Consider the following 17,137-nt stretch of genomic DNA (forward strand, 5'->3'; position numbering starts at 1 on the left):
AATTAATATCATTACACGAGGCTAAAATGAAAAAATCAAATTTTTATGCTTTTATTTCAAGAATGAAATATATAAACAGATGGGGTCTCATGCGCAGCATAAAGGATGAAAATGTGTCAGAGCACAGCCTTGATGTGGCTGTTATAGCCCATGCCCTCAGCATAATACAGAAAAGGCGCCTGAACATGGATGTAAATCCGGAAAAGACGGCGCTTTATGCCATTTATCACGATGCGTCGGAAATATTTACAGGAGATTTGCCTACACCAGTCAAGTACTTCAACACGGTTATAAAGACGGCGTACAAGGATGTTGAACTTGCAGCCAGCAGGAGGCTTCTTAAGCTTCTGCCGGAAGATTTTTATGAAGACTATGAACCGGTTCTAATACCAAGAGAGCAGGAAAAGGAAATCTGGAAGACAATAAAGGCTGCCGATAAAATCAGTGCCTACATCAAGTGTATAGAAGAAGAAAAATCAGGGAACAGGGAATTTCTTCAGGCAAAGCAGACCATATACCACGAAATCAACAGCATGGACAGGGAAGATGTAAAAATATTTATGGATGAATTTCTTCAGGGATATGAACTCACTCTGGACGAAATGGAATAACATAAGACAAAGTTATGGATTTGAATTTATCTATAACTTTATTTTATTAGACTGACAAATAATCTGTGTTATACTGAAAGAAAAAACAAGGATTAAACCATGAATCAATACAATTACATGACCTTTAAATCAGTGTCGTACGCCATGAAGGTTGAGGCGGCTCTGAAAAGCTGCGGCATAAATTACAAGATAATACCGGTTCCAAGGAGCATCAGTTCAAGCTGCGGTCTGTGTTTAAGATTTAAAAATGAAGACATGGAGAGCCTCCGTGAGGCTATTAAAACAAACAGCCTTGTCTATGAGAACATATACCATGAAGTTTAATCACACGGAATATGACAGCCAGCACCCGCAAAGAAAACCTGCCAGCAGCATTATTGAGCTGCTTTTTCCCTTGTGAAGAAGGTTGGCCTCCGGAATAAGCTGGCTTGCCGAAACATAAAGCATGCTGCTTGCAGCTGCTGAAAGACAGAAACCAATGAAGTAATCGGATATTTCTCCGAGACATGCTCCCAGCACGGCGCCAAAGGCTGTGGGAAGACCTGTGAGCATGGTCAGAAGAACAACAAAGACGGGTGAGGCTCCTGCCATTACAAGCGGGACACCTACACTCATGCCTTCGGGAATATTGTGGGCTGCAATCAATATTCCTATTTTTATGCCCAAATTTTCAGAGTAAACGGAGCTTGAACCTACGGCCACGCCTTCAGGGAAATTGTGAAGGCTGAGGCTTATAAAAATTATGAGGCTCATTTTAATGTAATCCAGCTTTCTGCCTGTGTACCTGGAAAGCTTTTTTGCAGGTATCATTTCTTCGGCTAAAAATACCACGATCAGTCCGGTTGCAAGTCCCAGGGTTACAATGAAAAAGCCTCCTATTTCATAGGCTTCAGGCATCAGGTCAAACGAAATTACGGCGAGCATTATGCCGGCTGCAAAGCTTAACAATCCGGAAACGGCCCTGTCGCTGGGGCTCTTAATAAAAACAGACACGATGCCTCCAAGACATGTTCCGATTCCTCCAATAACAAAACCTGCAAAAAAGTAATATAGTATATCCAAGATTTCCTCCCAGCAATTATCTTAGTTAAATATATGCGTCCAGAGTGTTTTAAGAAATTAAATATTTATTAAGAAGTAAATTCTTGTGCCATAACATAATGTAGTATATAATGAACAATAGCGACAGGAAGCAAAAGCGCAGGTTTATATCATTTAACCTGTAAGAAAGGTGTTAAAATGGAAGAAAAGATACATACTAAAATAGTCAGGATGGACTCGGAAAATATAGATCCTGAAATAATAAAGGAAGCAGCCATCATAATCAACAAAGGTGGAATAGTTGTGTTCCCCACGGAAACTGTGTACGGAATAGGAGCAGATGCATTGAATGACGAGGCTGTGGACAAAATATTCAAAGCAAAGGGAAGACCCCAGGACAACCCGCTTATAGTCCACATAGCAGATGTTTCTGAACTGGACGCTCTGGTGAAGGAAGTGCCTGAGAGTGCAGATAAGCTTGCTGATAAGTACTGGCCGGGACCTCTCACAATGATATTGTATAAAAAGGACATATTGTCGGATAAAATAACGGCAGGTCTGGACACTGCTGCCATCAGGCTTCCAAAGAACCAGATTGCCCTGGCACTCATCAGAGAAAGCAAAAAACCAATAGCTGCCCCAAGCGCCAACACATCGGGAAAACCAAGCCCAACGGAAGCTTCGCATGTTATTGAAGACCTTATGGGTAAGGTTGATATGATAATCGACGGCGGGAGCACCAACATAGGCATAGAATCAACAGTAATTGACATGACCGGGGATATGCCCACAATCCTGAGGCCGGGCGGAATAACCAAGGAAGATGTGGAAGAGGTTCTGGGCAGGTGCGAATATGATCCTGCAATAATCAAGAGCAGTGAGAAGATAGTTCCCAAGTCGCCGGGACAGAAGTACAGGCACTATTCGCCAAAGGCAAGGGTAGTACTTTACAAGGGAAAAGCTGAAGATATAGCACAAAGGATCGCAAAGGATTATGAAAAGCTGCAGTCTGAAGGTCTAAGGGTTGGAATAATGTCCACAGTCCAGACTGAAAAATATTATGAAGGAAAGACCACAATCTGCTGCGGAGACAGAACAAAACCGCTGACCATTTCGTCTAACCTGTTTAAGGATTTAAGAAACTTTGACCGGATGGGAATGGATGTAATCCTTTCAGAGGCAGTTGATGAGCAGGGATTGGGCAAGGCAATAATGAACAGATTGGGAAAGGCTTCAAGCGAAACAATAATTGTGTGAGGTGTTTATGAACATTTTGCTTGTTTGCACCGGAAATACCTGCAGAAGCAGCATGGCTGAGGGTATTTTTAAGCATATGCTCAAGATCAACAACATAGACCATATTACTGTGTCATCTGCCGGCTTAAGCGCCTTTGAAGGGGACATTGCCAATGAAAAAGCCATTGAGGTTTTAAAAAGGCAGGGAATAGACATATCTGGACACAAATCAAGGCAGCTGACTGCAAAACTCATAGATGATTCCGATTTGATCCTGACAATGACAGCAGGACACAAGGCTGCCATTCTTAAGTATGCTCCCGGGTCAGGCAATAAGGTATATACACTTAGGGAATATGCAGGAAAAAATGGCAGAACAACAAACAGGAGCCCTGATATCCATGACCCCTACGGAATGGATTACAGCGTGTATGAGTCGGTTATGAATGAAATACGTATCGAGATAGAATCGATTATCAATAAATTAAAAGAACAATAAATACAATGAAGAATGAAGTGTTAAGAATTAAGAATTAAATGAAAAAATCAGGCAGAGCCTGATTTTAACCGCAATTCTTAATTCTTAATTAAGAAAGCGGAGGTATAATGAAAATAGTACTTGCATGTGATCATGGAGGATTTGAATTAAAGGAAGCAGTTAAAGCGCATCTTGAAAAAAAGGGTTATGAAATCAATGACATAGGGGTTCACGACATAAAATCCGTCGATTATCCCGATTACGGAAAAAAGGCAGCCGAAATGGTTGCAGTAGGCATTGCGGAAAAAGGAATAGTAATCTGCGGAACAGGAATTGGAATATCAATCGCAGCAAACAAGGTCAAGGGAGCCAGATGCGCCTTGTGCACAAACGAGTATATGGCAAGAATGTCAATAATGCATAACGATGCAAATATGCTTGCCCTGGGAAACAGGGTCATCGGGCAGGGGGCAGCTCTTGACATAGTTGATGTATGGCTTTCATCCGAGTTTGAAGGCGGAAGACACGCAGACAGGGTGAACAAACTGATGGAAATTGAAAATAATTAAAGAAGAGGAATAACATGACAAGTTATCTTATAGCTTTTTTATCGGCTGTAATAATATCATTTATAATGACGCCCCCGGCAAGGAAACTTGCACTGAAGGTTGGAGCTCTTGACATTCCAAAGGACCCAAGAAAAATACACAAAAAGCCGATGCCTTATTTTGGAGGTTTGGCCATATATATTTCAATAATGGCCTGCATGTTCGTATACCTGCCTCACACCAGAACCAACCTGTTCATTATGGCAGGAGCGACATTGATAGTGATGACGGGAATTGTGGACGATATGTACGGAATGCCTGCCAAGGTGAAGATGCTCATGCAGCTTGTGGCGGCTTTTGTTGCCCTTAAAGGCGGAGTTCAGATTCACTTCATCTCAAACCCTCTTTCTGAAACTGGAATGAGCTACCTGCTTTCATGGCTTTCCTATCCCATAACGCTTTTCTGGATAGTCGGAATAACAAATACCATAAACCTTATTGACGGACTTGATGGTCTTGCATCAGGGGTTGCAAGCATTGCTGCCACAACTCTTCTTTTTACGGCTGCAACCATGGGACATGACTTCATCATGATGCAGTGTGCCATTATTGCAGGTGCATCACTGGGATTTTTGCCTTTCAACTTCAATCCGGCAAAAATATTCATGGGAGATACGGGTTCGCTGCTTCTGGGATACATGCTTGCAGTGACATCAGTTTCAGGTATGGTGAAGAGCGTTGCTGCAGTTGCATTGGCTGTTCCGGTTTTTGCGCTGGGACTTCCCATATTCGACACCACCTTTGCAATCATAAGAAGGTATCTCAACAATAAGCCTATCATGCAGGCAGACAAGGATCACCTGCACCACAAGCTCATGAGGATAGGTCTCAATCAGAGGCAGACAGTTCTCATAATGTACTTCATAAGCATGATGCTCGGAATTGTTGCTGTAATAATAGCGGACGCAGACCCGTTTACTGGTATAATACTGGCAACAATAATGGTTATTGCAGTATTTTACTTTGCCGGAAAAGCCGGGCTGTTTAAGAAAAAAGAACAATAAGTGCAATTAAGAATTAAGAATGAATAATTAATAATTAATGGTTGAATTTGGGCTTTGCCCAAATTCTTCAATCATTTCTTAATTCTTAACTCTTAATTCTTCATTAAATTTACGGAGGTTATGATGGATAAAATAAAGGTGCTTGTCATTTTCGGGACCAGGCCTGAAGCAGTGAAGATGGCTCCCATTGTGAAGGCACTGCAAAATGACCGGGAACATTTCGAATCCAAGATTTGCGTTACGGCCCAGCACAGAGACATGCTGGATCAGGTTCTGAGAATATTCGATATAGAGCCTGATTATGATTTGAACATATTCCAGAGCGGACAGACGCTTACGCAGATAACCTGCAGGGCGCTTTCGGGGCTGGAAGGAGTAATAGAGGAGTTCAAGCCGGATCTGGTTCTTGTTCAGGGGGATACCACAACGGTATTTTCCGGAGCTTTAGCAGCATTTTACCACCAGGTGAAAATAGGCCATGTGGAAGCGGGACTCAGGAGCGGCAATCTGTATTCTCCGTATCCCGAGGAAGCCAACCGTATGCTCACAGGTGTGCTTACGGACTTTCACTTCGCACCTACGCAGACTTCAAAGAATAACCTTTTGAGGGAAGGGTATGATGAAAGCAAAATTTTCATAACAGGAAACACATCCATAGATGCGTTAAACTGGGTGATAGACAAGAATTACAAGTTCAGCGATGAAGTGCTGAACAACATAGATTTTGAGAACAAGAAGGTTATACTACTCACAGCCCACCGCAGGGAAAACATAGGGGAACCTATGGAAAACATCTTTTCAGCTGTTAAGGAAATTGCGGACAAAAACAAAGATGTTGAAGTGATTTATCCCATGCACTTAAATCCCAAGGTAAGGGAAATAGCCGGAAGAATATTTGAGGGAATGAAAAGTGTCCATCTCATAGAGCCTCTTGATTATCTTCCGTTTACAAATCTCATGGCTAAGTGCTACCTTGTTGTTACGGATTCCGGAGGAGTGCAGGAAGAAGCTCCATCTCTGGGCAAGCCCGTGCTGGTTGTGAGAAAGGAAACCGAGAGACCGGAAGGAATCGAAGCAGGTACGGCAAAGCTGGCTGGTACAGAAAGAGAAACAATTTACAAAGAGCTTGACACACTCATAAATAATGAAGATGAACACAGGAAAATGGCCAATGCAGTCAACCCGTACGGTGACGGAAAGGCAGCAATGCACATCATGGATGCAATAAAGAGCAAGATGGTTTAAACTGTCGAGCGTGTCGACAGTTTTTTTGTTTCTGATAAATTTTTTACAAACGTAGACGTATCATCTAAAAAATATATTGACAAGTGGTATGATTTGTATTATACTTCGAATATCAAAATATTTGAAAGTGAAAAACAATATTCAAAGAATAGACATTAAAACATTGAAAATTATGGAGGAAATAATGATTTTAGAAAAAGTAAAAGCGATACTTGTAGAGGAATTGGACGTAGAGGAAGAAAATATAAATCTTGACAGCAAAATAAAGGATGACCTGGGAGCAGATTCACTGGACTTATTCGAATTAATCAGTAAAATTGAAGACGAGCTGGATATCACTATCGATGAAGAAGATTACAGCAAGCTTGTTACAGTTGGAGACATAGTAAACTACATTACAGACAAACAATAAACTTTAAGAAGACGCCTGCGGGCGTTTTCTATTATGCAGAAAATTACGACAAATAAGGAGCAGATATGATAAACACAGTTATATGCAGCTTGCTGAACATAAAATATCCTATTTTTCAGGGAGGCATGGCGCAAATATCAGATGCAGAACTGGCTGCCGCAGTATCGGAAGCCGGCGGCCTGGGAGTCATTGCTTCAGGCAACAATACAGCTGAATCAATACAAAAGGAAATACATAAGATCAAATCACTTACAAACAAACCCTTCGGAGTGAATGTAATGCTGTTAAGCCCTCATGCCAACGAGGTGTGCGAGCTGCTGATCGAGGAAAAGGTACCTGTTGTAATAACAGGAGCAGGAAATCCGGGAAAGTATCTAAAGATTTGGAAAGATGCAGGAATAAAGGTTATACCGGTTGTTCCGTCAGTGACATTTGCAAAGCATTTTGAAAAGCTTGGAGCAGATGCGGTAATCTGCGAAGGAACAGAATCAGGCGGACACGTGGGTGAAATAACTACAATGTGTCTGACGCCTCAGGTTGTTGATGCGGTGAATATTCCTGTAATCGCTGCAGGCGGAATCGGAGACGGCAGAGGCATAGCTGCAGCTCTTTGTCTTGGAGCCCAGGGAGTGCAGGTCGGAACAAGGTTTTTACTTGCTCACGAATGCAACGTTCATCAAAACTACAAGAACAAGGTGCTTAAGGCAAACGACACAGACACAGCTGTCACCGGAAGAAAGACAGGACACCCTGTGAGAGTTCTGAAAAACAAGCTGGTTAATCAGTTTAAGGAACTGGAAAAAGCAAATGCAACAGTTGAAGAGATGGAGCAGCTTGGAAGAGGAAGGCTTTACAAGGCAGCAATCGAAGGAGATGTTGATTACGGCTCGGTAATGTCCGGACAAATCGCAGGTTTGATTGAAAAGGAACAAAGCAGCAAAGAAATTATTACAGAAATGTTTGATGAAGCGGAAAAGATCATGAAAAACTTGAATTCATTTATTTCAGGAGGCAGTAATGAGTAAGACAGCTTTTGTATTCCCAGGACAGGGCGCACAGTATGCCGGCATGGGAAAGGATTTTTATGATAATTTTGAAGAAAGCAGAGAAATATTTGAAAGGGCAAACGAAGCACTGGGTTTTGACCTTGCTAAGCTTTGTTTTGAAGGTCCCGATCAGGATTTAAGCATTACTAAGATAACTCAGCCTGCACTTCTTACAGTGTGCATGGCAATATATGAAGTTCTCAAGAAGTACAACAAAGCTGACTCCGCTATTATGGGAGGACTTTCACTGGGAGAGTATTCAGCCCTTACAGCAGCAGGAGCCATGGATTTCGAAACTGCAGTGAAGCTTGTTTACAACAGAGGAAACTACATGCAAAACGCCGTACCCGTAGGCGAGGGAGGCATGCTTGCCCTTATGGGATGTTCAGACGAAGATGCAAAGGCATTCTGTGAAGCTATAACAGAAAGCTGCGCATTGCTTGAACCTGCAAATTTCAACTGTCCCGGACAGATTGTTGTGGGAGGCAAGGCAGAAGCCATAGAAAACGCCATATCTAAGGCTCCCGAGTTCAATATCAGAAGAGCTGTGAAGCTGCAGGTAAGTGCACCTTTTCACACATCCATGCTGAAACCGGCAGGATACAAGCTTAAGGAAGACCTGAAGAACATTAAGTTCAAGAAACCTTCGTACAATGTAATTTCCAACGTGGACACGGAATATTACGACAGCGGCGCTGTAATTGCCGACAAGCTTGAGAAACAGGTTTACAACCCTGTAAGATGGGAAGAATGCGTAAGAAAAATGATAGCTGACGGTGTAACCACTTTTGTAGAAATAGGACCGGGCAAGACATTGTCAAGCTTCATAAAGAAGATAGATAAAAACGTAAAATCAATAAATATAGATAGCATTGCGTCCCTCCATGAATTTCTTGAATTGTCTTATGCTTAACAGCACAGCTGTTAAGCATGGGTAATTCTTGTGGGGTATATGCAACTATCGGAAAGGATAATCATGAAGACTGCAATTATTACAGGAGCCTCAAAAGGCATAGGGGCTGCTATTGCTTTAAGGTTGAATCAACTTGGCTACAACCTTGTTCTCAACTACAGAAGCAATACTGCTTCCATGGAAGAATTAATAGACAGTTTCCCCAACAAGGAAACCAGAAATGTAATAGTGAAATGCGACATATCAAATTACGATGATGCCAAGAAGCTCATAGACGAAGCCTATGACGCTTTTGGAACAGTGGATGCGCTTATAAACAATGCAGGAATAACCAAGGACAACATTCTTCCGCTCATGACGGAGGATGAGTTTGACCAGGTAATAGACACGAATTTGAAAGGAACGTTCAACTGCTGCAAGCATATTGCCAAAAGAATGATTAAGCAAAAAAACGGCAGGATTGTAAACATATCATCTGTTGTGGGTCTTGCAGGAAACGCTGGACAGGTGAACTACGCCGCTTCAAAGGCAGGCGTCATAGGAATGACCAAGTCCATGGCCAGGGAGCTGGGAAAGAAAAACGTGCTTGTTAATGCAGTGGCACCAGGCTTCATTCAAACTGAAATGACTGACAAGATACCTGAAGAAATAAAAGTTGAAATGATGAAAAACATACCGCTGCAGAAGCTGGGACAACCGGAAGACATTGCTGACGCTGTTGAATTTTTAATATCTGACAAGGCGTCCTACATTACCGGACAGGTGCTTAGTGTCAACGGCGGATACTACATGTAAAGTACAATTAAGAATTAAGAATTAATGAAGAAATCAGGCTGAGCCTGATTTCAACCAGAATTATCAACTATTAACTATTAATTCTTAATTGAAATCTCGGAGGAAAAAGATGAAAAGAAGAGTTGTAATAACAGGACTTGGGGTTGTGAGCCCCATTGGAACCGGTGATGTATTTTGGGAAAATGTTAAGAAGGGAACATGCGGAATAAGCCCTATAGAATCATTTGATACAACAGACTTCAGCGTTAAGCTTGCTGCTGAAGTAAAGGATTTTGATCCTACCGCATACATGGATAAGAAGGAAGCAAAAAGACAGGACAGATACAGCCAGTTTGCCCTTGCGGCAGCCGACATAGCTGTGAAAAGCTCAGGCCTGGACATAGAGAAGGTTGACAGTGACAGATTCGGAGTAATAGTTGGAAGCGCCGTAGGCGGAATTCACACCATTGAAACGGAACATGCAAAACTCCTTGAAAAAGGACCAAGCAAGGTTTCAACATTCTTCATACCGATGATGCTTTCAAACATAGCTTCAGGCCTCATTGCAATCAAGTATCAGGCAAAATCTGTTAACTTCAGCACTGTGACAGCATGTGCTACAGGAGCCAATGCAATCGGCGAATCATACAAGAGAATACAGGATGGAATCTGTGACATAATGCTGGCAGGAGGATCTGAAGCTGCCATCACTCCATGCTCCATCGCAGGTTTCTCAGCGCTTACTACACTATCAACCACTACAGACGTAAACAGGGCATCAATACCTTTTGATAAAGAAAGGCATGGCTTCGTAATGGGAGAAGGAGCAGGCATAATGGTTCTTGAAGATTATGACCATGCAGTACAAAGAGGAGCAAAAATTTATGCTGAACTTGTGGGATACGGTGCTACATGCGACGCATACCACATGACAAGTCCGGATCCAAGCTCTGAAGGAGCTTCAAAGGCCATGAAAAATGCCATTGAAGATGCAGGCATCATCACACATGATATAGGATACATCAATGCTCACGGAACAAGCACTCTTTACAATGATAAGTTTGAGACTCAGGCAATCAAAAACATATTCAAGGAAAATGCAAAAAATGTTCCTATAAGTTCAACAAAGTCAATGACAGGACACCTTCTGGGAGCAGCAGGAGCGGTTGAGGCAATTGTGTGCGCAAAGGCTCTTGAAGATGGCTACATTCCGGCAACAATAAACCATCAGGTTACAGATCCTGAACTTGACCTCAATTTCGTTCCAAACGTGGGAATAGAAAAAGACTTCGACTATGCTTTGTCAAACGCATTCGGCTTCGGAGGCCACAATGCTACGCTGGTCTTGAAGAAATACAGAGGAATTTAACATGGTTTACGATTCAAGTGAAATCCAGAAAATAATACCTCACAGATACCCTATGCTGCTCATCGACAAGATTGTGGAGCTTAAAGAAGGGGAAATGGCTGTGGGCATTAAGAATGTCACTTTCAATGAACAGTTTTTCCAGGGTCATTTCCCTGGAAATCCTGTCATGCCCGGAGTTCTTATAATCGAAGCCCTGGCTCAGACAGGAGCCGTTGCCATATTGTCCATGGAAAAGTTCAAGGGCAAGACGGTATATTTCGGCGGAATCAAAAGCGCAAAGTTTAAGAAAAAGGTGTGTCCTGGAGACACATTGAAACTTGTTACGGAAATTATTAAATTGAAGTCCAGTTTTGGATTGGGAAATGCAACCGCTTATGTAGACGGTGAAATAGCTGCTGAAGCTGAGCTGATATTTGCTGTTGAATAAAAACATGACATAAATTTCACAATAATTTTCGACAAACTGAAGAAAATGTGTTATAATGTAAGATGTGACACATTTTTTTTATATAAGATTCATGGATTATTAAAATATGAGGCTTGAATGAAAAAATGAATGTTAATCGATTAACATTCGGGCAAACGTTACATAGTTTTTTTAGTAAAATTCCTTAAGAAAGGTATTATTTTTATTAAGGGTGTAAACCTATAGTAATTGACTGCACAAATGGATAAACTATTGTAAATTAACAAGGTAACCAGATCACGAAACATAAAATATTAGAAAAATTTTACATTGCCCTATATGAATATTGTGCTATAATAATAGGTACATACATTACAGGGCTATAGTATCCTAAAAGATACTTAGTATAAATTATGAGGTGATAATTTGAGCAGCAAGGACGAGATTACGTTCAGCGACAAGGAGAGACACAGCACCTGCTACATGAGTGATAAGTGCATCAGGTACAAGGTTTGTCCGATGGTATTGGTTCAGCAGCTTTTGGCCGGCAAAAGAAAGATAATGATTTTGTGGTATCTGAGCGGCAAAGTTTTAAGATTTAATGATATTAAGAGAAGACTTCCGGATGTGACTCAGAAGATGCTTACACAGCAGCTTAGGAGCCTGGAGGAAGATCATCTCATATACAGGCATGTCTATCCGGTGGTTCCGCCCAAGGTTGAATACGGATTGACAGAGCTGGGGGAAAAGATTATTCCTATTCTGGAAATGATGCACGGATTCGGTGCGGAATATTTGGAATTAGGGTACAAGAACATCAGTTCAGAAGTCAATTAGCCTTTTACATTAAGTATCTTTTTGGATACTATAGTACAAAAAAGTGCGTACTTGTCAGAAGGGTATTCTCTTTATATACTAGTTGATAGTTGCGATTTAATTGATGGATTGGCAAACATGAACGTTAAAATTTAAACGATTTTTTCTTTATGTAGTTTTCGGCATAAATAACCGTCATGAAGCTCTGCGCTTAAGGTTACGGAAATTAATTTAATATTGAATATTCCAGTCAAGCAAAGAAATGAAAAACATTTTCTGCTCTTTTGATTCCGAACATGAATGACGAATAGTTACAAAACCGAAATTTCCAGCCGTCTCAATTATATTGACAAACATTTTTTTATAAATTATTATTATAAGGAAAATGTTTGGAGTTTTTCAAAATTTCTAGTCAGAGGTGGTGGTATAGTGTCAATTGAAATTATCAAGGTAATAAAGGAGGCAGAGGAAAAGGCTGAATCAATAAAAAAGGAAGCCGCTCAGCAAGCAAAACAAATTATTACTAATGCTAATGCGCAGGCTCTGCAAATAGTTGAGGAGGCCGGGGAACTTGCCGAATCAAAACGTACTGATGTGCTTAAAGCAGCAGAATCCCAAGGACAGCTTCTTTATGACAGCATAATCAGCGACGCTGCTAAAAAATGTGACGACATTTTAAAGTGTGCAGATCAAAACATGGATAAGGCAGCATCAATTATACTGGAAAGGATAGTGAAGGCCGGTGGCAATAGTTAAGATGAACAAATTAAGCACCATAGGCTTAAACAGCACAAAGACGTCTCTCATAAAGGAACTGATGGATTTGGGAGTTGTGGAGATTAGCTCGCAAGATTCAAAACTCACCGATCCGGAATGGATTTCCTATGTTAGGAAAGACGGTAATGAAAATGAAGTGCTTGACTGTGATGCGAAAATATCCAAAGTAAGCGAAGTGCTCAACAGCCTTGAGAAATATGACACAAGCAAGAGGCCGTTGTTCAGTACAAGAAAGTCCATATCTTCTAAAGAATTTGAAAACGCGCTGCAATCCCGCAGCAACATTGAGGAAAACGTAGCAGGTGTTCTGGAATTGAACAGGTCATACAATGAACTCAGCACCGAGGAAAACAAAATTGAAGCTGCCATACTCAGTTTGAAACCTTGGGCAGGCTACGACATACCTCTTGAACTAAACGAAACAAAGTATACAAGCATCTTCACAGGCGTTGTGCCAAACATAGTGGATGTTGAAAAATTAAAATCAGAATTAATTCAAAAAACCGACAGGTGTATAGTAAGCCTTGTAGGAAGCGACAAGGACCAGCACTATTTTTCTGTTGTATGTCTAACCAGGGAAAAGGATGACGTATATGACATTCTAAAGCAATACGGTTTCAATGCCGTTGCTTTTAAAGATCTGGAAGGAACAGCAGCAGAAAATATCGTAAGGTATGAAGAAAAAACGAAGGAAATAAAGCTTAAGAAAGCAGAAGTTGAAAAAAGCATCAAAGAAGCGATTCCGTACAAGCATGACATACAGCTTTTGTATGACTACCTGGTAATTGAAAGAGACAAAAACAGGATTACAAGCAATATGCTCAAGACCGATACAACCTTTTATATCGAAGGGTGGATACCGGAAGAAAGCAGAAGCCAGGTGGAACAGGTGTTGAAAGACTACCAGTGCTGGTATGAGATATCAGAGCCGGAAGAAGGGGAACAAACTCCCATAGCTCTGAAAAACAATTCCTTTGCACAGCCTTTTGAAGCGATTACAGAACTTTACAGCCTTCCTTCCTCAACGAACATAGACCCGACTGCATTAATGGCGCCGTTCTATGCCATATTTTTTGGGCTGATGCTTGCAGATGTGGGATACGGCCTCATTATGACCATAGCAACTTACATGGTTCTTAAGAAGTTCAAGCTTGAAGGGTCAATTCAAAAATTAATGAAAGTATTCTTCTATTGCGGAATATCCACTGCCTTCTGGGGCGTAATGTTTGGAAGCTGGTTCGGAGATGCGGTAAATGCCGGTGCAAGACTTATATTCAACTCCGATTTTACCATAAAACCCATATGGATAAATCCTATGGAAGAGCCTATGACGCTTCTGATATTCTCATTCGTGTTTGGCGTCATTCACCTGTTTACAGGTATGGCCATACAGGCATACATGATGATAAGAGACAAAAGGCCTTTGGATGCCTTGTTTGACATAGGTTTCTGGTACGGCCTCATCATCGGATTGGTGCTTTTGCTGTTCGGCAACTCCATTATACCGGGGTCGGCAGCAGTAGGAAAGTGGATGTCCATTATATTTGCAGCAGGTTTGGTTCTTACTCAGGGCAGAGCCAAGAAAAACATTGCAGGAAAATTAATAGGCGGTGTAATGAGCCTTTACAACATAACCAGCTACTTAAGCGACGTGTTGTCCTACTCAAGACTTTTGGCCCTGGGCCTTGCAACAGGCGTTGTATCTTCCGTTGTCAGCATTCTGGGCTCCATGGGCGGAAGAAACATATTCGGCATATTGCTGTTTATACTGGTGCTTTTAATAGGTCATGTGTTTAACTTTGCAATAAATGCACTGGGTGCATTTGTGCATGCAGCAAGACTTCAGTATGTTGAATTTTTCGGTAAATTCTACGAAGGCGGAGGGGAAGCTTTCAATCCGCTTAAGAAAAAAACAAAATATAACAAGATTATCAAGGAGGAAAATTAAATGAACAACATATTAACTAGTGGAAACTTTTTAGCGATTTTAGGTGCTTCAGTAGCTGCCTTGGCAGGAATAGGAAGTGCAATTGGTGTAGGTATAGCAGGTCAGGCTGCATCCGGAGTAGTGGCAGAAGATCCGAAAAAATTCGGTTCAACATTGATTCTTCAAGCATTGCCAGGTACACAGGGTATATATGGACTTCTTGTAGCATTCATTATTTTGAATAAGATAGGCTTGCTGGGAGGCTCAATGGCTGAACTTACTGCAGCTCAGGGCGGATTCTTCCTGGCAGCATCACTTCCTATAGGTATAGTTGGTATCATTTCTGCAATTCATCAGGGTAAAGTTGCAGCATCAGGTATCATGCTTGTTGGCAAAAGACCGGAAGAAATAGCAAAAGCTATGGTTTACGCCGCAATGGTTGAAACATATGCGGTTTTGGCACTTCTTATCTCTTTCCTTATGATAAATGGAATTGCTATTTAACAAAGTATACAAATTAAAATAAGGATGTGAAAAGATGAGCATTGAAAATATTACTTCAAATATTTTAGCCGATGCAAAGAACGCTGCTGATGTTTCTCTTGCCAATGCAGAGAAAACCATGCAGGATATCATAAATAACGCTAAGAATGAAGCAGAAGCAATAAAGAAAGCTGCTGCCGAGAAGGCTGAAAAAGAGGCTGAGAGCCTGAAAAGCAGAAAAGAGTCTGCAGCCGAGCTTCAAAAAAGAAAAATGATGCTTTCGGCAAAACAGGATGCAATAAAGAAAAGCTTCAATGCGGCTTTGGAAAAGCTCAGGAACATGCCTGAAGACGAGTATATGAATTTGCTGGCAAATGAAATTGTCAGGATTCCAAACTGCGCGGGAACAATAGTTTTGAACCAGCGAGACAAGAATAATATCGGCGAAAAGTTAGTTAAGGCAGTCAATGAAAGACTAAAAGCGGAAAAGATTGCATTAAGCAATAATACAATTGAGTCAAGCGGAGGCTTTGTGCTTAAAAACGGGGCAATTGAAATCAACAGCACCTTTGAGACTATACTGGACTCCATGAAAGACGAACTTACAAACGAAGTTGCAAATGCGCTTTTTGAATAAATCCTGCCTGAAAGGAGGAATGGATTTGGCAAAGATTAAAGACACAGATTATTTGTTTTCCACTGCTAGGGTCCGAAGCGTTGAAAAAAACATGCTGACCCGTGAAAGAGCAGAAAAGATGATCGATGCAAAAACAAATGAAGATGCCTTAAGGGTGTTGGACGACTGCAACTACGGAAACGGAGGAGAAACAACGGACCCCGGCGACTATGAAAAGCTACTGGCACAGGAACACAAAAAGACATACGACTTCATAACTTCTGTGGCACCGGAGCTGGACTACTTCAACATGTTTTTGTACCCCTACGATTACCACAACCTTAAGGTAATCATGAAGGCCGAGTATCTGGGCATCGACGCATCAGACACGCTTGTGGATACGGGAAGCATAGACTTGAAAGTTTTGAAGTATTCCGTAAAGGAAAGAGACTTTTCGGCTCTTACAGAGAAAATGGGAACGGCCTTGAGGGAAATAATAGAGGACTTCCCAAAAACAAATGATCCACAGGTGATAGATTTCATTTTGGATAAGTATTGCTACGACGAAATGCTCAGTTCTGCAGAAAATACCAACAGCAGTTTTATAATTGATTATGTGAAGATGCAGATTGATGCAATCAATATAAAGACATATGTCAGACTGAAAAGGATGAACAAGTCCTGGGATTTCTTCACAAAGGTATACCTGAAGGGTGGTAAGATCAGCGAGCAGGTTTTCATAAAGAATTATGACGAACCTTTTGAAAAGTTTGCTGAACAGCTCTCGGCGTACGGCTTCAGGGAAATATTTCTTGAAGGTGCAGAATCACTGGCTGAAACAGGAATGTTCACCAAGCTTGAGAAGCTTCTGGACAACAAGATTATGGAGCATGTAAAAAGCTCCAAATACATTCCTTTCGGCATCGAGCCTCTTGCAGGCTATCTAATAGCAAAGGACAACGAGATAAAGGTTGCAAGAATAATAATGGCAGGCAAGCTTGCAGGCATCTCGCCGGAACTTATCAGAGAGAGGTTGAGAGAGACTTATGTATAAGATAGGTGTTATAGGAGATAAACAAAGCGTCCTTGGTTTCAAGGCCGTAGGTCTGAATGTTTTCGACTGCGCAACAAAGGAAGATGCTAAAAGCACCCTTCGTGAAATTGCAAAGGAAGACTATGCCATAATATATATTACGGAAGACTTCTACGCTGAGATAAAGGATACCGTTCATGAATACAACGAATCACGCCTGCCGGCGATAATCCCTATTCCGGGCATGAAAGGAACACAGGGCATTGGAATTATGAACATTAAGAAAGCAGTTGAAAGAGCTGTAGGTGCCGACATATTGTTCAACAACGACTAATTACTAAC

21 protein-coding genes are annotated in these 17,137 nt (G+C 41.4%); 20 read left to right on the forward strand and 1 reads right to left on the reverse strand.

The features are described from left to right. Positions 1–26: 26 nt before the first annotated feature. On the forward strand, positions 27–611 hold the full coding sequence (gene yfbR, locus AAGU76_RS16205) for a 5'-deoxynucleotidase (protein WP_342486567.1): 585 nt from the start codon (positions 27–29) through the stop codon (positions 609–611). Positions 612–710: 99 nt separating this feature from the next. Continuing rightward, a complete protein-coding gene (locus tag AAGU76_RS16210; RefSeq protein ID WP_342486568.1) occupies positions 711–935 on the forward strand; it encodes a DUF3343 domain-containing protein in 225 nt (74 codons plus the stop codon). Here the strand turns inward: AAGU76_RS16210 and AAGU76_RS16215 are convergent, their stop codons facing one another. Beyond that, a complete protein-coding gene (locus tag AAGU76_RS16215; RefSeq protein ID WP_342486569.1) occupies positions 936–1,673 on the reverse strand; it encodes a ZIP family metal transporter in 738 nt (245 codons plus the stop codon). A 177-nt stretch (positions 1,674–1,850) separates the two neighbouring features. Here AAGU76_RS16215 and AAGU76_RS16220 point away from each other — a divergent pair, with 177 nt between their 5' ends. The 18 genes from AAGU76_RS16220 to AAGU76_RS16305 all read left to right on the forward strand — a co-directional run bounded on the left by AAGU76_RS16220 (position 1,851) and on the right by AAGU76_RS16305 (position 17,129). Next, positions 1,851–2,909: an L-threonylcarbamoyladenylate synthase gene (locus tag AAGU76_RS16220; RefSeq protein ID WP_342486570.1), complete on the forward strand. Its 1,059-nt coding sequence runs from the start codon at positions 1,851–1,853 to the stop codon at positions 2,907–2,909. A 7-nt stretch (positions 2,910–2,916) separates the two neighbouring features. Then, positions 2,917–3,387, forward strand: a complete 471-nt coding sequence (locus AAGU76_RS16225; protein ID WP_342486571.1) for a low molecular weight protein arginine phosphatase — start codon at positions 2,917–2,919, stop codon at positions 3,385–3,387. A 107-nt stretch (positions 3,388–3,494) separates the two neighbouring features. Beyond that, on the forward strand, positions 3,495–3,935 hold the full coding sequence (gene rpiB / locus AAGU76_RS16230) for a ribose 5-phosphate isomerase B (RefSeq protein WP_342486572.1): 441 nt from the start codon (positions 3,495–3,497) through the stop codon (positions 3,933–3,935). Positions 3,936–3,949: 14 nt separating this feature from the next. Beyond that, positions 3,950–4,978, forward strand: a complete 1,029-nt coding sequence (locus tag AAGU76_RS16235) for an MraY family glycosyltransferase (protein ID WP_342486573.1) — start codon at positions 3,950–3,952, stop codon at positions 4,976–4,978. Positions 4,979–5,110: 132 nt separating this feature from the next. After that, positions 5,111–6,223 carry a UDP-N-acetylglucosamine 2-epimerase (non-hydrolyzing) gene (gene wecB / locus AAGU76_RS16240; protein ID WP_342486626.1) on the forward strand — a complete coding sequence of 371 codons (1,113 nt, stop codon included), beginning with the start codon at positions 5,111–5,113 and terminating at the stop codon, positions 6,221–6,223. Positions 6,224–6,407: 184 nt separating this feature from the next. Continuing rightward, entirely contained in the window at positions 6,408–6,635 is a 228-nt protein-coding gene (gene acpP / locus AAGU76_RS16245) for an acyl carrier protein (RefSeq protein ID WP_342486574.1), read from the forward strand. Between the two features lie 65 nt (positions 6,636–6,700). Further along, complete coding sequence (fabK, locus tag AAGU76_RS16250) at positions 6,701–7,660, forward strand: enoyl-[acyl-carrier-protein] reductase FabK (RefSeq protein ID WP_342486575.1); 960 nt, start codon at positions 6,701–6,703, stop codon at positions 7,658–7,660. Next, on the forward strand, positions 7,653–8,594 hold the full coding sequence (gene fabD / locus AAGU76_RS16255; RefSeq protein WP_342486576.1) for an ACP S-malonyltransferase: 942 nt from the start codon (positions 7,653–7,655) through the stop codon (positions 8,592–8,594). The genes fabK and fabD overlap by 8 nt, the downstream gene beginning before the upstream one ends. Before the next feature lie 63 nt (positions 8,595–8,657). Then, positions 8,658–9,389 (forward strand): 3-oxoacyl-[acyl-carrier-protein] reductase, encoded by a 732-nt coding sequence (gene fabG / locus AAGU76_RS16260; RefSeq protein WP_342486577.1) that lies wholly within the window; start codon positions 8,658–8,660, stop codon positions 9,387–9,389. Positions 9,390–9,498: 109 nt separating this feature from the next. Further along, entirely contained in the window at positions 9,499–10,737 is a 1,239-nt protein-coding gene (fabF, locus tag AAGU76_RS16265; RefSeq protein ID WP_342486578.1) for a beta-ketoacyl-ACP synthase II, read from the forward strand. A 1-nt stretch (position 10,738) separates the two neighbouring features. Then, positions 10,739–11,164 (forward strand): 3-hydroxyacyl-ACP dehydratase FabZ, encoded by a 426-nt coding sequence (fabZ, locus tag AAGU76_RS16270; protein WP_342486579.1) that lies wholly within the window; start codon positions 10,739–10,741, stop codon positions 11,162–11,164. Between the two features lie 462 nt (positions 11,165–11,626). Beyond that, positions 11,627–11,980: a helix-turn-helix domain-containing protein gene (locus AAGU76_RS16275; RefSeq protein ID WP_342486627.1), complete on the forward strand. Its 354-nt coding sequence runs from the start codon at positions 11,627–11,629 to the stop codon at positions 11,978–11,980. A gap of 408 nt (positions 11,981–12,388) precedes the next feature. After that, positions 12,389–12,715 carry a hypothetical protein gene (locus AAGU76_RS16280; RefSeq protein WP_342486580.1) on the forward strand — a complete coding sequence of 109 codons (327 nt, stop codon included), beginning with the start codon at positions 12,389–12,391 and terminating at the stop codon, positions 12,713–12,715. A gap of 1 nt (position 12,716) precedes the next feature. After that, entirely contained in the window at positions 12,717–14,684 is a 1,968-nt protein-coding gene (locus AAGU76_RS16285) for a V-type ATP synthase subunit I (RefSeq protein ID WP_342486581.1), read from the forward strand. Further along, on the forward strand, positions 14,685–15,167 hold the full coding sequence (locus AAGU76_RS16290; RefSeq protein WP_342486582.1) for a V-type ATP synthase subunit K: 483 nt from the start codon (positions 14,685–14,687) through the stop codon (positions 15,165–15,167). A 34-nt stretch (positions 15,168–15,201) separates the two neighbouring features. After that, positions 15,202–15,783, forward strand: a complete 582-nt coding sequence (locus AAGU76_RS16295; protein ID WP_342486583.1) for a V-type ATP synthase subunit E family protein — start codon at positions 15,202–15,204, stop codon at positions 15,781–15,783. 25 nt (positions 15,784–15,808) lie between these two features. Beyond that, entirely contained in the window at positions 15,809–16,816 is a 1,008-nt protein-coding gene (locus AAGU76_RS16300; RefSeq protein WP_342486584.1) for a V-type ATP synthase subunit C, read from the forward strand. Further along, complete coding sequence (locus tag AAGU76_RS16305) at positions 16,809–17,129, forward strand: V-type ATP synthase subunit F (RefSeq protein WP_342486585.1); 321 nt, start codon at positions 16,809–16,811, stop codon at positions 17,127–17,129. Before AAGU76_RS16300 ends, AAGU76_RS16305 begins: the two co-directional genes overlap by 8 nt. Positions 17,130–17,137: the final 8 nt, after the last annotated feature.

Origin of the sequence: Sedimentibacter sp., assembly GCF_038562225.1 — a bacterium.
Lineage (GTDB): Bacteria > Bacillota > Clostridia > Tissierellales > Sedimentibacteraceae > Sedimentibacter.

Bases quoted from the DNA above. Each gene is read 5' to 3' on its own strand.
- AAGU76_RS16225 (WP_342486571.1), top strand. From the start codon at position 2,917: ATGAACATTTTGCTTGTTTGCACCGGAAATACCTGCAGAAGCAGCATG.
- fabZ (WP_342486579.1), top strand. From the start codon at position 10,739: ATGGTTTACGATTCAAGTGAAATCCAGAAAATAATACCTCACAGATAC.
- rpiB (WP_342486572.1), top strand. From the start codon at position 3,495: ATGAAAATAGTACTTGCATGTGATCATGGAGGATTTGAATTAAAGGAA.
- AAGU76_RS16305 (WP_342486585.1), top strand. From the start codon at position 16,809: ATGTATAAGATAGGTGTTATAGGAGATAAACAAAGCGTCCTTGGTTTC.
- fabF (WP_342486578.1), top strand. From the start codon at position 9,499: ATGAAAAGAAGAGTTGTAATAACAGGACTTGGGGTTGTGAGCCCCATT.
- acpP (WP_342486574.1), top strand. From the start codon at position 6,408: ATGATTTTAGAAAAAGTAAAAGCGATACTTGTAGAGGAATTGGACGTA.
- fabG (WP_342486577.1), top strand. From the start codon at position 8,658: ATGAAGACTGCAATTATTACAGGAGCCTCAAAAGGCATAGGGGCTGCT.
- AAGU76_RS16275 (WP_342486627.1), top strand. From the start codon at position 11,627: ATGAGTGATAAGTGCATCAGGTACAAGGTTTGTCCGATGGTATTGGTT.
- fabK (WP_342486575.1), top strand. From the start codon at position 6,701: ATGATAAACACAGTTATATGCAGCTTGCTGAACATAAAATATCCTATT.
- AAGU76_RS16285 (WP_342486581.1), top strand. From the start codon at position 12,717: ATGAACAAATTAAGCACCATAGGCTTAAACAGCACAAAGACGTCTCTC.
- AAGU76_RS16290 (WP_342486582.1), top strand. From the start codon at position 14,685: ATGAACAACATATTAACTAGTGGAAACTTTTTAGCGATTTTAGGTGCT.
- AAGU76_RS16210 (WP_342486568.1), top strand. From the start codon at position 711: ATGAATCAATACAATTACATGACCTTTAAATCAGTGTCGTACGCCATG.
- AAGU76_RS16295 (WP_342486583.1), top strand. From the start codon at position 15,202: ATGAGCATTGAAAATATTACTTCAAATATTTTAGCCGATGCAAAGAAC.
- fabD (WP_342486576.1), top strand. From the start codon at position 7,653: ATGAGTAAGACAGCTTTTGTATTCCCAGGACAGGGCGCACAGTATGCC.
- AAGU76_RS16220 (WP_342486570.1), top strand. From the start codon at position 1,851: ATGGAAGAAAAGATACATACTAAAATAGTCAGGATGGACTCGGAAAAT.
- AAGU76_RS16235 (WP_342486573.1), top strand. From the start codon at position 3,950: ATGACAAGTTATCTTATAGCTTTTTTATCGGCTGTAATAATATCATTT.
- yfbR (WP_342486567.1), top strand. From the start codon at position 27: ATGAAAAAATCAAATTTTTATGCTTTTATTTCAAGAATGAAATATATA.